This window comes from Pseudomonas sp. TE50-2 (genome assembly GCF_040813665.1).
Lineage (GTDB): Bacteria > Pseudomonadota > Gammaproteobacteria > Pseudomonadales > Pseudomonadaceae > Aquipseudomonas > Aquipseudomonas soli.
On sequence record NZ_JBFNXN010000001.1, the window covers coordinates 5,379,055 to 5,392,648 of the forward strand.

Annotated in this window: 12 protein-coding genes; 5 read left to right on the plus strand and 7 right to left on the minus strand. The window is 67.4% G+C overall.

Translation table 11 applies throughout. From position 1 onward, the window contains the following. Positions 1 to 66: 66 nt before the first annotated feature. Both garD and AAHK21_RS24440 read left to right on the plus strand, forming a co-directional pair. Positions 67 to 1,620 carry a galactarate dehydratase gene (garD, locus tag AAHK21_RS24435; RefSeq protein WP_367859030.1) on the plus strand — a complete coding sequence of 518 codons (1,554 nt, stop codon included), beginning with the start codon at positions 67 to 69 and terminating at the stop codon, positions 1,618 to 1,620. 121 nt (positions 1,621 to 1,741) lie between these two features. Then, on the plus strand, positions 1,742 to 3,322 hold the full coding sequence (locus AAHK21_RS24440; RefSeq protein ID WP_367858614.1) for an aldehyde dehydrogenase (NADP(+)): 1,581 nt from the start codon (positions 1,742 to 1,744) through the stop codon (positions 3,320 to 3,322). A gap of 77 nt (positions 3,323 to 3,399) precedes the next feature. On the opposite strand, the gene AAHK21_RS24445 is transcribed toward AAHK21_RS24440, so the two are convergent. Together AAHK21_RS24445 and AAHK21_RS24450 are read right to left on the minus strand one after the other, a co-directional pair. Then, on the minus strand, positions 3,400 to 4,149 hold the full coding sequence (locus AAHK21_RS24445) for a FadR/GntR family transcriptional regulator (RefSeq protein WP_367858615.1): 750 nt from the start codon (positions 4,147 to 4,149) through the stop codon (positions 3,400 to 3,402). 79 nt (positions 4,150 to 4,228) lie between these two features. Further along, a complete protein-coding gene (locus AAHK21_RS24450) occupies positions 4,229 to 4,996 on the minus strand; it encodes a helix-turn-helix domain-containing protein (RefSeq protein WP_367858616.1) in 768 nt (255 codons plus the stop codon). A 109-nt stretch (positions 4,997 to 5,105) separates the two neighbouring features. Here AAHK21_RS24450 and AAHK21_RS24455 point away from each other — a divergent pair, with 109 nt between their 5' ends. The 3 genes from AAHK21_RS24455 (at position 5,106) to AAHK21_RS24465 (ending at position 7,040) form a co-directional block, all read left to right on the plus strand. Beyond that, a complete protein-coding gene (locus tag AAHK21_RS24455) occupies positions 5,106 to 5,921 on the plus strand; it encodes a sulfite exporter TauE/SafE family protein (RefSeq protein ID WP_367858617.1) in 816 nt (271 codons plus the stop codon). Positions 5,922 to 5,985: 64 nt separating this feature from the next. After that, on the plus strand, positions 5,986 to 6,636 hold the full coding sequence (locus AAHK21_RS24460) for a DUF998 domain-containing protein (RefSeq protein WP_367858618.1): 651 nt from the start codon (positions 5,986 to 5,988) through the stop codon (positions 6,634 to 6,636). A 74-nt stretch (positions 6,637 to 6,710) separates the two neighbouring features. Continuing rightward, entirely contained in the window at positions 6,711 to 7,040 is a 330-nt protein-coding gene (locus AAHK21_RS24465) for a hypothetical protein (RefSeq protein ID WP_046855381.1), read from the plus strand. Between the two features lie 186 nt (positions 7,041 to 7,226). Here the strand turns inward: AAHK21_RS24465 and AAHK21_RS24470 are convergent, their stop codons facing one another. From AAHK21_RS24470 to AAHK21_RS24490, 5 genes are all read right to left on the minus strand, one after another. Next, positions 7,227 to 8,546, minus strand: coding sequence for a c-type cytochrome (locus AAHK21_RS24470; RefSeq protein ID WP_367858619.1), 1,320 nt, complete (start codon positions 8,544 to 8,546; stop codon positions 7,227 to 7,229). 11 nt (positions 8,547 to 8,557) lie between these two features. After that, positions 8,558 to 10,342, minus strand: coding sequence for a GMC family oxidoreductase (locus AAHK21_RS24475; protein WP_177182954.1), 1,785 nt, complete (start codon positions 10,340 to 10,342; stop codon positions 8,558 to 8,560). A 3-nt stretch (positions 10,343 to 10,345) separates the two neighbouring features. Beyond that, positions 10,346 to 11,092, minus strand: coding sequence for a gluconate 2-dehydrogenase subunit 3 family protein (locus tag AAHK21_RS24480; protein ID WP_367858620.1), 747 nt, complete (start codon positions 11,090 to 11,092; stop codon positions 10,346 to 10,348). A gap of 203 nt (positions 11,093 to 11,295) precedes the next feature. Next, a complete protein-coding gene (locus tag AAHK21_RS24485) occupies positions 11,296 to 12,282 on the minus strand; it encodes a 2-hydroxyacid dehydrogenase (RefSeq protein WP_367858621.1) in 987 nt (328 codons plus the stop codon). Between the two features lie 10 nt (positions 12,283 to 12,292). Then, positions 12,293 to 13,570, minus strand: coding sequence for an MFS transporter (locus AAHK21_RS24490; protein ID WP_134692080.1), 1,278 nt, complete (start codon positions 13,568 to 13,570; stop codon positions 12,293 to 12,295). Positions 13,571 to 13,594 lie beyond the last annotated feature (24 nt).

Sequence of the window (13,594 nt, forward strand, 5' to 3'; positions counted from 1 at the left end):
ACGTCGGCGCCCAACGGCGCCGGCGACAGCACCACGCCTGAGAGACAAGACAAGAAGGGCCTGACCATGCAGTTGATCGAACATTCCGAGTCGCCCCGCTACGTACGCCTGCACCCCGACGACAACGTCGTGGTGGTGGTCAACGACGGCGGCCTGGGCGAAGGCGCGCGCTTTGCCGATGGCCTGACCCTGGTCGAGGGCGTGCCGCAGAGCCACAAGGTCGCCACCGTGGACATCCGCAAGGGCGAGGCGGTGCGCCGCTATGGCCAGGTCATCGGCCATGCCCTGGCAGACCTGCGCCAGGGCAGTTGGGTCAAGGAAGATCAACTGGCGATGCCGGCCGCGCCCGAGCTTGCCAGCCTGCCACGCTGCGACGCCGTGCCCGCCGCCCTGCCGCCACTCGACGGCTTCACCTTCGAGGGCTACCGCAACGCCGACGGCAGCGTCGGCACCCGCAACATCCTCGGCATCACCACCACCGTGCAGTGCGTGACCGGCGTGCTCGACCACGCGGTCAAGCGTATCCGCGCCGAACTGCTGCCCCGCTACCCCAATGTCGACGATGTGGTCGCCCTCACCCACAGCTACGGCTGCGGCGTGGCGATCAACGCCCGCGACGCCTACATCCCGATCCGCACCGTGCGCAACCTGGCGCGCAACCCCAATCTTGGCGGCGAGGCGCTGGTCATCAGCCTGGGCTGCGAAAAGCTCCAGGCCGGCCAGGTGATGCACGACGGCGATCCGTCCGTGGACCTCAGCGAGCCGTGGCTGTACCGCCTGCAGGATGCGACGCTGGGCTTCGGCGAGATGATCGAGCAGATCATGGCCCTGGCCGAGACCCGCCTGAAAAAGCTCGACCAGCGCCGCCGCGAGAGCGTGCCGGCCAGCGAGCTGATCCTCGGCATGCAGTGCGGCGGCAGCGACGCCTTCTCCGGCATCACCGCCAACCCGGCGCTGGGCTATGCCGCCGACCTGCTGGTGCGCGCCGGCGCGACGGTGCTGTTCTCGGAAGTTACCGAGGTGCGCGACGCCATCTACATGCTCACCTCCCGCGCCGAAACGCCGGAGGTCGCCGAAGCATTGGTGCGCGAAATGGACTGGTACGACCGCTACCTGCAGCAGGGCGCCGCTGATCGCAGCGCCAACACCACGCCGGGCAACAAGAAAGGCGGCTTGTCCAACATCGTCGAAAAAGCCCTGGGCTCGATCGTCAAGTCCGGCAGCGGCGCGATCCAGGGCGTGCTCGGGCCCGGCGAGCGAGTAACGCGCAAGGGCCTGATCTTCTGCGCCACCCCGGCCAGCGACTTCGTCTGCGGCACCTTGCAGCTGGCGGCCGGGATGAACCTGCATGTGTTCACCACTGGTCGCGGCACGCCCTATGGCCTGGCCATGGCGCCAGTGGTCAAGGTGTGCACCCGCAGCGAGCTGGCCCAGCGCTGGCCGGACCTCATCGACATCGACGCCGGGCGCATCGCCAGCGGCCGGGCAAGCATCGAGGAGCTGGGCTGGGAGCTGTTCCATTACTACCTGGACGTGGCCAGCGGCCGCAGGCAGACCTGGGCCGAACAGCACCGGCTGCACAACGACATCACCCTGTTCAACCCAGCCCCCATCACCTGACGAAGCGCGCCTGGGTCCTTCGCCGACAACACGCCCCCTGTGGGAGCCGGCTTGCCGGCGAAACGAGTGCGTAGCACTCGCCCAGGCCCTGAACCCAGCCATTCATTTACAGGAGCATTCCATGCCCGAAATCCTCGGCCACAACTTCATCGCCGGCCAGCGCAGCGCCCTTGGCCCGCAACGCCTGCACAGCCTCGACGCCACCAGCGGCGAAGCCCTGCCCTACAGCTTCGCCCAGGCCACCGAGGGCGAAGTCGACCGTGCCGCCCGCGCCGCCGCCGACGCCTTCAGCGCGTTCCGCCAACTGCCCCCGGCCCGCCGCGCCGAGTTCCTCGAAGCCATCGCCGCCGAACTGGACGAACTCGACGACCACTTCGTCGCCATCGTCTGCCGTGAAACCGCCCTGCCCGCCGCGCGCATCCAGGGCGAGCGCGGCCGCACCAGCGGCCAGATGCGCCTGTTCGCCCAGGTGCTGCGTCGTGGCGACTACCTCGGCGCGCGCATCGACCTGGCGCTGCCCGAGCGTCAGCCGCTGCCACGGGTGGACATCCGCCAGATGCGCATCGGGGTCGGCCCGGTGGCGGTGTTCGGTGCCAGCAACTTCCCGCTGGCCTTCTCCACCGCCGGTGGCGACACCGCCGCGGCCCTGGCCGCCGGCTGCCCGGTGGTGTTCAAGGCCCACAGCGGCCATATGGCCACCGCCGACCTGGTGGCCTGCGCCATCCTGCGCGCCGCCGACCGCACCGGCATGCCCAAGGGCGTGTTCAACATGGTGTTCGGCGGTGGTGTCGGCGAATGGCTGGTCAAGCACCCGGCCATCCAGGCCGTCGGTTTCACCGGCTCGCTGAAAGGCGGCGACGCGCTGTGCCGCATGGCCGCCGAGCGGCCGCAACCGATTCCGGTGTTCGCCGAAATGTCCAGCATCAACCCGGTGATCGTCCTGCCCGGCGCCCTGGCCAAGCGCGGCGAGGCCATCGCCCGCGAACTGGCAGGCTCGGTGTGCCTGGGCGCCGGCCAGTTCTGCACCAATCCCGGGATGGTGATCGGCTTGCAGTCCCCAGGCTTCAGCCAACTGCTGGGCGAGTTGGGCCAGCACCTGGATCAGCAGGCCGGGCAGACGTTGCTCAATGCCGGTGGCCTGCGCAGTTATGTCGGCGGCCTGGAGCATCTGCAGGCCCACGCCGGCATCCAGCATCTGGCGGGGCAGCCGCAGCAAGGCGATCAGGCCCGCGCCCAGCTGTTCAAGGCCGATGCCCGCCTGCTGGCAGAGGCCGACCCGCTGCTGCAGGAGGAGGTGTTCGGCCCGGCCACGGTGGCCGTGGAGGTCGCCGACGAGGCGCAGTTGCGCGCCGCCCTGCTCGGCCTGCGCGGCCAGCTCACCGCCACGCTGATCGGCGAGCCGGACGACTTCGAGGCCTTTGCCTGGCTGGTGCCGCTGCTCGAAGAGAAGGTCGGGCGCATCCTGGTCAATGGCTACCCGACCGGGGTCGAGGTGTGCGACGCCATGGTCCATGGCGGGCCTTACCCGGCGACCTCGGATGCCCGTGGTACTTCGGTGGGAACGCTGGCGATCGATCGCTTCCTGCGGCCGGTGTGCTACCAGAACTACCCGCAGGCTTTGCTGCCGGAAGCGTTGCGCGATGGCAACCCGTTGGGGCTGCGGCGACTGGTGAATGGACAGTGGAGCGAAGGGGCAGTCTGACTACCTGGAAACGCGATTGGAAACGACGTGGGAGCAGACCTGATACCGGGCTCCCACGCTTTTGACCACCTCGGGCGTCAGCCCCGCTGCGCCTCGGCCTCTTCATGAGCATGGCGCAGGCGTTCGCGGCTGTTGCTCAGGTGCATGCGCATGGCCATCTTGGCGCCTTCGCTGTCGCGTCGGGCGATCGCCTCGTAGATCGTCTCGTGCTCGTGCATCAACCGGCTCATGTAATGCGCCTGGTCGTCATGGGCCAGGCGCGCCGAGTTGAGCCGGGTACGCGGGATGATGCTGGTGCCCAGGTGATTGATGATGTCGGCGAAGTAGTGATTGCCGCTGGCCTGGGCGATGCGCAGGTGGAACTGGAAGTCCGCCGACACCGCATCCGAGGCATGGGCCGCGCCCTCGTTGAGCTCGTCCAGCGCGGCGCGCATGCCGGCCAGTTGCTCGTCGCTGCGACGCTCGGCCGCGAGGCCCGCCGACTCGATCTCCAGGGCAATGCGCAACTCCAGCACCGCCAGCACCTCGCGCAGGGTGACGATGGTCGCCGGGTCGATACGAAAACCCCCGGTACTTGGGGTGTCCAGCACGAAGGTGCCGATACCGTGGCGGGTCTCGACCTGACCTGCGGCCTGCAGCCGCGAGATGGCCTCACGCACCACGGTGCGGCTGACCCCTTCCTCGGCCATGATCTGCGATTCGGTGGGCAGCTTGTCGCCGCGCTTGAGCTGGCCGCTGCGAATGCGCTCGGTCAGCACCGTGACCAGTTCCTGGGCCAGACTGCGTGGCTTGCGCCGGGTCCGTGCCTGTACCTGCTGCTCTGTCATGCCCTGTCTGTCTGGTTGTGGAAGACAGGCGCGATGATAGCGCAAGCAGTTGTACGATCACATACGTCCGGGCGGGTTTTCATGCGCCCTGGCGCGCCGCCGAGGGCGAGTGGCCCATGACCTTGCGGTACAGGCTGGAGAACGCGCTGGGGCTCTCGTAGCCCAGGTCCAGGGCAATGGCCGTCACCGCCTCGCCCGCCGCCAGGCGTGTCACCGCCGCCATCAGGCAGGCCTGCTGGCGCCATTGGCCGAACGACAGCCCGGTCTGCTCGCGAAAACGCCGGCTGAAGGTGCGCGGGCTGCAGTTGAGTTGACCCGCCCACGCCTCGGCGCGGGCATGGATCAACGGCTGCGCCAGAAACGCCTGGCACAGGGCCGCCAAACGTGGCTCCGTCGGCATCGGCGCGAACAACGGCAGGCGCTCGGCCTGGCCCAGCTCGTGCAGCAGCAGCCCCAGCAGCAGGCCGTCGCGCCCCGCCTCGTCATGCAGGGCCGGCACTTCGGCGCTGGCCAGCAACAGCTGGTGCAGCAGCGGTTCAACACGCAATGCCTCGCATAGCGGGCCCGGGCGAGGCAGCGCTGTCGGCTCGATGTACAGGCTGCGGGTACTCACGCCGCGCATGCGCACCTGGTGTGGCTTGCCGGGAGGAATCCACACGCCGCTGCCGGGTGGAATGACCCAGGCGCCATCGTCGGTCAGCACCTCCATCAGCCCGCTCATCCCATACAGAAATTGCGCCCGGCGATGGACATGCCTGGGCAACAGGGTGTCGGGCGGGTAATCGGTGGCGATGGCCAGTACCGCACGGGGGGTCGCATCGATCTGGGACAGGGGAACATTGCGCATGACAACAGGCTCTGGCCGTGATGAGATGATTATTGGCCAATTGGCGCAGGCCGGCCAAGAGGCAGGGGCCTACGCTGAGAGCCCCTGTCCTGGCCCTGAGGCTGTTCCCATGCTCTACCCCCTGCTTGGCTTGTTCGGCTTGTGTGCCGGCGTCACCACCTTGCTGTTCGGCTTCGGCGGCGGGTTCTTCGCCGTGCCGCTGCTCTATGCCCTGCTGCTGACCAGCCACGGCGCCGGCACGGCCGTGGCGGAGCATGCCATGCAGATCGCCGTGGCCACCTCGGCCACGGTGATGATCTTCAGCAGCGCCCTGGCCACCTGGCGCCACCACCGCGCCGGCAGCCTGCGCTGGGACCTGGTGCGGCCCCTGGCGCCGGCCATTGCCGTCGGCGCCCTGCTCGGCGCCTGGGCCGCCCTGTACGTGACCAGCGCCTGGCTGCGCGGGTTGTTCATCGGCTATCTCCTGCTCAGCCTGCTCGATGCCTGGCTGCGTCCGGGCTTCGTCCGCACAGGCGGGCAGGCCCTGGCTGAAATGAGCCGTACCGGCGCAACCCTGGCCGGCCTGCCCATCGGCGCGCTGGCGGCGCTGCTTGGCGTCGGTGGCAGCGTGATGACCGTGCCGCTGATGCGCCGTCGCGGCGCCAGCATGCGCACCGCCACCGCCATGGCCAATCCGCTGTCGCTGCCCATGGCCCTGGCGGCCACGCTGGTCTATGCCCTGGTGCCGAGCAGTCAGACTGACCTGGGCTCCGGCGTGCTCGGGCTGATCGACCTGCGCGCCGCGCTGGTGATGACGGTCGGTGCCTGGCTGGGCATGCACCTGGCCGTGCCCTTGCTGGGGCGCATCCCCGACCACGTGCATGCCCGGGCCTACCTGGCGCTGCTCGCCTGCGTACTGTTGGTGATGCTGCTCGTTGGCGATTGAGCCTGGCCATCGGTCATGCCCGCGCTGTAGGCTGCGACCTGCTCTCTCCAAGGAAGGAAACCGCATGAAGACGTTCGATCGCCTACTGCTCGCCACTGGCCTGCTCATCCCGCTCTGGCTGCTGTCGGGCGTTGGCCTGACCGCCCTGGCCTATCCCGGCTACGACCATCTGCAGCAGGCCATGAGCCAGCTCGGCGCGGTCGGCGCGCCGACCCATGGCTTCTCGCCCTGGGTCAACAATTTCCCCCTGGCGTTGCTCTTCGGCCTGTTCGCCTGGGGCCTGGCGCGGCGCTGGCGCTACTCGGGGCTGGCTCGGTTGAGCGCGGGGCTGGTGCTGTTGCACGCTGTCGGCAGCCTGGGTACCGGCTGGTTCCCCTGCGACCAGGGCTGCGCGCCGCTGGAGCCGTCATTCTCGCAACAGATGCATAACCTCAGCGGCCTGCTGATGTTCCTCTCGCTGACCCTGGCCAGCGTGTTGTGGATCTGGCTGGGCAAACGCGTGGCAGGCTCCCCGTGGCTGGGAAGGTGGTCGCTGCTGTGCTCGGTGCTGGCGATAATCACCGTAGTGCTGATGGCCAAAGCCGCGCAAGGCGGTGAACTGTTCGGCCTGTACCAGCGCCTCAACTACGGCATCAGCGTGTTGTGGGTTGCCGCCCTGGCCCTGCAATCGTTGCGCTGGCGTTCCCGCGATGGCCTGCAAATGGCCATCGCCTGACGGCAAACTGCTGGCCCCCAGGCGTCGAAAGCGCGGGCAAACTTCGTTTTCCTTCAGATGCTTAGGACAGCAACATGCGCGTAATTCTAGCAACCGTGGCTGGCTGCCTGCTGGCCACAACCGCCTTCGGCGCCCAGGCCCGGGCCCTGAGCCAGAACGATCGCCAGGTGTGCGGCTGGGGCGCGCAGATCGCCGCCGAGGCGCAACAGGCCAAGCTTTCCGGGGTGACCCTGTATGCCACGCGCAAGAAGCTGCAGGCACGCAAGTTCGCCAAGCCATGGATGCGCATGACGGCGTTCGGGATCACCGAGCAGACGTATAACAGTCGCTCGCGGCTGAAGCCTGCGGCGATCAAGCAGACGTATTACGAGCAATGTGCCCAGCATGCAGTTGCTAAAAAATAATACATATAATTCAACTAGTTATGAACTATATGAAAAGTAATTTATTAGCATATTTTGAAGTGGTTTCGAGGTGTTCGGCGGCGTAATCGGCGACCGGTGAGAGGGGGCTTGCCCCGCGATCTGGCCAAGCGGCCATCGCGGGGCAAGCCCCTCCCACAACACCTCCCTGTCAATCGAGCCTGCCGATCAAGGCTCAGCAATCCCTGTGGTATCGCCGATCAGCGTCTGCGCCTTGAGCGGCACCGGTGCCGCCTTGCGCAGCGCCGCCACCTGCCCCGCAGTCACCGCCGCGGCCTGGTTGCCCCAGCTGCTGCGAATGAAGTTGACCACATCGGCCACCTGCTGGTCCGACAGCCGCCAGCCGAAGCCGGGCATGCTGAACGTCGACGGCGCGCTCGCCGTGGCCGGCAGGGTCGCGCCTTCCAGCACGATGTGGATCAGCGAGGTGGCATCCTGCCCCTGCACCACCGGATTGCCTGCCAGCGCCGGGAACACCCGGGCATAGCCCTGGCCGTCGGTACGGTGGCAAGCCCCGCAGTTGTCCACGTACAACGCCGCGCCCGTCTTGCCGTCATTGCCTTGCCACAGCGCCTGGGCCACGCTGGGGTCCGCCTGGAACGGCTGGTCATCCGGGTTGCTCGGCGGCAAGGTCTTCAGGTAGCGGGCAATGGCCGTCAGGTCGGCATCGCTCATGTACTGCATGCTGTGCTCGACCACGTCGCTCATGCCGCCGAACACCGCGGTGCGTTCATTGCGGCCGGTCTTGAGGAAGGCGACGATCTGCGCCTCGTTCCAACTGCCCAGGCCGTCCTTGTGGTCGCCGCGCAGGCTCTTGGCGATCCAGCCCTCGAGCGGTGCACTGCCGGCCAGGAAAGCGTCGCCATCGGTGGTATCCAATGCCTTTTCCTGCATGGTGATCGCCCGTGGCGTATGACAGGCCCCGCAATGGCCCAGCCCTTCGACCAGGTAGGCACCCCGCGCCACCACCGGATCACGCCCTGCGGCTTCGAACGGCTTGACCTCGGGCGCGAACAACCCACGCCAGAACGCCAGCGGCCAGCGCATGCTCAATGGCCAAGGGATGTCGCTGGCCTTGTTCTGCTGCGCCACCGGCTGCACGCCGTGCATGAAGTAGGCATACAGCGCCTGCATGTCCTGATCGCTGACCCGGGCATAGGACGGGTATGGCATGGCCGGATACAGCGTACTGCCATCCTTGCCGATGCCCTGGCGCACGGCGCGCTCGAAGTCTTCGTAGCGGTACTGGCCGATGCCGCTGGCGTGCGGGGTGATATTGGTCGAATACAGGGTGCCGATCGGCGTCTCCATCGGCAGCCCGCCGGCGAAGGGCTTGCCGCCCTTGGCGGTGTGGCAGGCCACGCAGTCGCCGGCACGGGCCAGGTACTCGCCCTGCTTGACCAAGGCTGGATCGACGCCGTCGGCGGCGTGCAGCAAGGTGCTCGCACCCAGGCCGAGCATGGCGATGAACAGTGTCTTGAGTTTCATGACCGGCCTCCTCATGCCTGCACCAGTGGGCCGGGGTTCTTCAGGTAGCGTTCGCGGATCGCCCGCGCCGACCAGTAGGTCAACGCCGCCACCAGCCCGGTGGGGTTGTAGCCCAGGCCCTGGGGGAAGGCCGAGGCGCCGGGCACGAACACGTTGTGCACGTCCCAGCATTGCAGGTAGCGGTTGAGCGCGCTGGTCTTCGGGTCGGTGCCCATGATGGCGCCGCCATTGAGGTGGGTGGTCTGGTAGGTGGAGGCATCGAAGTGCTGGCCGAAGGCCTTTTTCCCCGCGCTGATCGCCTTGGGCCCCATGGCTTCGGCGATCTTGCCCATGCGCTCGACCATGAAGCGGTTCATCTTCACGTCGTTGTCCTTCCAGTCGAAGGTCATGCGCAGCAACGGCTGGCCGTAGGCGTCCTTGTACACCGGGTCCAGGTCGAGGTAGTTGTCGCGGTAGGACTGGTGAGCGCCGTGGGCGTCCATCGACAGCATGTGCCGGTAGCTGTCGGCCACCGCGGCCTTCCAGCCACTGCCCCATTTCGGCGTGCCCGGCGGCACCTTGGTGCCGGAGATCGGCTTGGCGCCCGCCTGGTTGACCCAGAACGGCGAGCCGCCGACGAAACCGTGGGGGCCATGGTCGAAGTTGTCGGCGTTGAAATCGTCCACCGCCACACCGTTGCCGCCGGCACCGATGAAGGGGTTGGTATGGTGGCTGTCGCGGTCGAAGAACGCGGTCACGGTGGAGATGTTCTGGTAGGCGAAGTTGCGCCCCACCACGCCTTGGTTGCTGACCGGATCGTAGGGTTTGCCAATGCCCGAGAGCAGCATCAGGCGCACGTTGTTGTACTGGAAGGCGCCGAGGATCACCAGGTCGGCCGGTTGCTCGACCTCACGCCCCTGGCTGTCGACATAGGTCACGCCGGTGGCCAGGCGTTTGTCCTCGGTCAGGTTGACCCGCAGCACATGGGCATTGTTGCGCAACTCGAAGTTCGGCACCTGGCGCAGGGCCGGCAGGATGTTCACGTTGGGCGAGGCCTTGGAGTACATGTAGCAGGCATAGCCGCTGCAGTAACCACAGAAGTTGCACGGCCCCATCTGCGCGCCGTACGGGTTGGTGTAAGGCCCGGAGGTGTTGGCCGACGGCAGGTTGTAGGGGTGATAGCCGACTTCACGGGCGGCCTTCTCGAACAGTTGCGCCGACACGGTGTTCTTCTGCGCCACCAGCGGGAAGTCGCTGGAGCGGTCGGCGGCGAACGGGTTGCCGCCCTTGTCGCGGCCCACCACCTGGCCCTTGATCGACCAGGCCGTGCCGGAGGTGCCGAACACTTTCTCGGCGAAATCGAAGTACGGCTCCAGCTCTTCGTAGCTCACGCCGAAGTCCTGGATGGTCATGCCTTCGGGGATGAAGGCCTTGCCGTAGCGCTCCTCGTAGTGGCTGCGCAGGCGCAGCTCCACCGGGTCGACGCGAAAATGCACGCCGGACCAGTGCAGCCCCGCCCCACCCGTGCCGGTGCCGGGCAGGAAGGCGCCGAACTGGCGATACGGCACGGCCACGTCGTTGACGCTGTGGCGCAGGGTCACGGTCTCGCGGGAGATGTCCATGAACAGCTTCTTGCGCGAGTTGTAGGTCAGCTCGTCCATGGTCTGCGGGTAGACGCCATCCGGGTAGGTGTCCCGGGCCGGGCCACGCTCCAGGGCGAGCACCTGCAGGCCGGCCTCTGTCAGCTCCTTGGCCATGATCGCCCCGGCCCAGCCGAACCCGACGATGACTACATCGACTTTTTTCATCTGGCTCATGCTTCAACCCCGCTCGCCGCTGATGGAGACCGGCGGGAACGGATAACGCTCGTCGCGCTCCACCCAGTCCATGAAATCGGCGCGGGCGCCTGGGAAGCCCACCAGTTTCCAGCCGACCAACCCCTGGTTGCCGCCGTGCAGCGGATCACTGAAAAAGCCTTCGCGGGTGTTGAGCCAGAGCATGTTGAAGAAGGTGGCCGCCGGCAACGAGGCAAACGTCGCCGTACCGCCGTCCAGGGCCTGCAGTACCTGCTGCTGGCGCGCAAGACCGAGCTGGGCGAACGCCTTGCCGAACTGCGCCTTGCACCAGGCGTCGGTCTCGGCGATGCCCAGCCGGTAGATCTCCTGGGGGTTGAGCTTGAGCTGGTAGCCCAGCTCGCTGGGGGCGTCGGGGTGGAATGGCCCCTGCATGTACCACAGCCCGCCACTGCCGTAGCGGGTGTTGAGCTGGCGGTCGATGAACTCGGGCACGCCGGCATCGGCCGCGCCCGCGCCCAGGGCATCAGTGGGGATGAGCACGGCCACGGCGGCGCTGACGAAGGCCCACTCCTCCTGGGTGAAGAAGGTCGGCTGGTAGGCGCGCGCGGTAACCGGCCGGGCCGGTTCGGCGGCTGCCGGGGTGGCGCTGTCGGCGAGCACTGCACCGCCCAGCCCCGTGCTGGCGAGGGTCGCCACCGGGATCAGGGTCAGGGATTGGCGCAGGAACGCCCGGCGCGCCGGTTGCACGGAGGCGGGTTGGTCCTTGGACATGAGGATGTCTCTCTGTTGATCAGGTCATACGGGAATCGTCGCCCTTTTCGCCAATCGAGATCCCGGCGCCGGCCGCCCAAGACAGCGCTGTCTTGCGCGGCCGGCCTTGAATTGCCAAGGGGTCGCAGAGCGACCCCGGGATCTCGAACCAGACAAAGGCTGTTGTTTTGGTAGACATGAGGCAAGCGCGACGCTCACCAGGCTCAGTTGTTTCGCCGCTCCCAGGCCACAGGGTTGACCAGGTTCGCCGGCCGCTCGCCGGCCAGCGCGGCCAGCAGGTTGTCCACTGCGCAGCGGGCCATGGCTTCGCGGGTCTCCAGCGTGGCCGAGCCGATATGCGGGGTGACCACCAGGTTGTCCAGTTGCAGCAGCGGCGAATCGGCCGCCAGCGGCTCCTGCACGAACACGTCCAGCCCGGCGCCACGAATGCGCCGCTCGGCCAGGGCCTGGAGCAAAGCCGCCTCGTCCAGCACTCGGCCACGGGAGATGTTCACCAGGATCGCCGATGGCTTCATCAGCGCCAACTGTGGCGCGCCGATCAGGTTCTCGGTCGCGGCGGTCAGCGGCAGGCACAGGCAGACGAAATCGGACTCGGCCAGCAACGCATCAAGGCTGCGATGGCCGGCGTCGAACCGCGCCTCCACTTCGGGCCGCGGCTGACGGGTGTGGTACAGCACGCGCATGCCGAAACCGGCATGTGCGCGTCGGGCCAGGGCCTCGCCGATACGGCCCATGCCGACGATGCCCAGGGTCTTGCCCTGCACGTCGCAGCCGAACTGCGCCGGCCCGATCCCGGCCCGCCAGTGGCCGGCGCGAATCCAGCCGTCAAGCTCGACCACGCGCCGGGCACAGGCCAGGATCAGCGCGAAACCGGTGTCGGCGGTGGTTTCAGTGAGCACGTCGGGGGTGTTGGTCAGCAGCACCCCGCGCTGATCCAGCGCCTCGATATCGTAGTTGTCCACACCCACCGACACGCTGGAGATCACCTCCAACTGCGGCGCCAGGTCGAGCAGCGCGCGGTCCAGGCGCAGGCTGGCGCCGAGCAGGCCATGGGCGCCCGGCAGCGCCGCGCGCAAGCGCGCCAGGCCATCGGCGGCCGGCGCTTCCACCAGGGTCACCTCGGCCTGCGCGTGCAGGCGCGCCATCAGTTCATCGGACAGGCGTTTGTAGGCGACGATGCGCTTTTTCATGCTGAGGCTCCTATCGGCTCGGCGCTAGGCTGTGCCGGCGCGCCTGTTGCAAGGGGTTGAGGACGGCGGTCAGGGCCACGGCCAGCAGCAGTGCACCGCACATGAACAGGTACGAGGCGCCGGGGCCGCCGGTGACACCATTGAGGTAGCCGACCAGGTACGAGCCCGAGAACGAGCCCAACGCGCCCATGCTGTTGATCAGCGCCATGGCGCCCCCGGCGACGTTGGCCGGCAACAGTTCGGGAACGATCGCGAAAAACGGCCCGTAGGGCGCGTACATGCAGGCGCCGGCGATCACCAGCAAGGCGTACGACCACCAGAAGTGCTCGGTGCCCAGGGCATAGGAGCCGTAGAACGCCAGCGCGGCGATCAGTAGCGGCGGCCAGACGAAGCGCTTGCGCTTCTGCAGGCGGTCCGAGGCCCACGACACCCCGAGCATGGCCAGCACCGCCCCCAGGTACGGCACCGCCGACAGCCAGCCGGCGGTGACGATGTCCAGCGCGGCGGCCTGCTTGAGGATCGACGGTAGCCAGAGGACGAAGCCATACACGCCGATGCTCCAGCAGAAGTACTGCAACGACAGGATGATCACCGTGGGCGAGCGGAATGCCTCGGCATAGTTCTTCACCGGCTTGATGCCCTGCTGCTCGGCGTCCAGCGCTTCGCGCAGCGCGGCCTTCTCCCGGGCATCAAGCCACTTGGCCTGCTCCGGTCGGTCATCGACCAGGCGCCACCAGATGAACGCCCAGAGAATGGCCGGCGCGCCTTCGATGATGAACATCCAGCGCCAGTCGAACTGCTGCACCAGGTAACCCGAGACCACCGACATCCACAGGATGGTCACCGGGTTGCCGAGGATCAGGAAGGTATTGGCCCGCGAGCGCTCGGCGCGGGTGAACCAGTGACACAGGTAGATGAGCATGGCCGGCATCACCGCCGCCTCGACCACGCCCAGGAGAAAGCGGATGGCGATCAGCCAATAGACGTCGTGGACGATCCCGGTCAGCGTGGCCAGCCCGCCCCAGAGGATCAGGCTGGCGAAGATCAGCTTCTTCACACTGCGCTTCTGCGCGTACAGGGCGCCGGGCACCTGGAAGAAGAAGTAGCCAAGGAAGAACAGCGCGCCGAGCAGCGACGACAGCGCCGGGGTGATCTTCAGGTCGTCGGCCATGCCCGAGGCCGCGGCGAAGCCATAGTTGGCCCGGTCGAGGTAGGCCAGGCTGTAGGTGATGAAGACGATGGGCATGATGTACCACCAGCGTCTGGGTGCGAGTCGATCGATCTGCATGGGTGTTCTCCTGGTCTTGTTGTT

What these genes read in the sequence shown, in the direction of transcription:
- garD (WP_367859030.1), top strand. Translation starts at nt 67, where the DNA reads ATGCAGTTGATCGAACATTCCGAGTCGCCCCGCTACGTACGCCTGCAC.
- AAHK21_RS24490 (WP_134692080.1), bottom strand. Translation starts at nt 13,570, where the DNA reads ATGCAGATCGATCGACTCGCACCCAGACGCTGGTGGTACATCATGCCC.
- AAHK21_RS24465 (WP_046855381.1), top strand. Translation starts at nt 6,711, where the DNA reads ATGCGCGTAATTCTAGCAACCGTGGCTGGCTGCCTGCTGGCCACAACC.
- AAHK21_RS24445 (WP_367858615.1), bottom strand. Translation starts at nt 4,149, where the DNA reads ATGACAGAGCAGCAGGTACAGGCACGGACCCGGCGCAAGCCACGCAGT.
- AAHK21_RS24460 (WP_367858618.1), top strand. Translation starts at nt 5,986, where the DNA reads ATGAAGACGTTCGATCGCCTACTGCTCGCCACTGGCCTGCTCATCCCG.
- AAHK21_RS24440 (WP_367858614.1), top strand. Translation starts at nt 1,742, where the DNA reads ATGCCCGAAATCCTCGGCCACAACTTCATCGCCGGCCAGCGCAGCGCC.
- AAHK21_RS24485 (WP_367858621.1), bottom strand. Translation starts at nt 12,282, where the DNA reads ATGAAAAAGCGCATCGTCGCCTACAAACGCCTGTCCGATGAACTGATG.
- AAHK21_RS24450 (WP_367858616.1), bottom strand. Translation starts at nt 4,996, where the DNA reads ATGCGCAATGTTCCCCTGTCCCAGATCGATGCGACCCCCCGTGCGGTA.
- AAHK21_RS24480 (WP_367858620.1), bottom strand. Translation starts at nt 11,092, where the DNA reads ATGTCCAAGGACCAACCCGCCTCCGTGCAACCGGCGCGCCGGGCGTTC.
- AAHK21_RS24475 (WP_177182954.1), bottom strand. Translation starts at nt 10,342, where the DNA reads ATGAGCCAGATGAAAAAAGTCGATGTAGTCATCGTCGGGTTCGGCTGG.
- AAHK21_RS24470 (WP_367858619.1), bottom strand. Translation starts at nt 8,546, where the DNA reads ATGAAACTCAAGACACTGTTCATCGCCATGCTCGGCCTGGGTGCGAGC.
- AAHK21_RS24455 (WP_367858617.1), top strand. Translation starts at nt 5,106, where the DNA reads ATGCTCTACCCCCTGCTTGGCTTGTTCGGCTTGTGTGCCGGCGTCACC.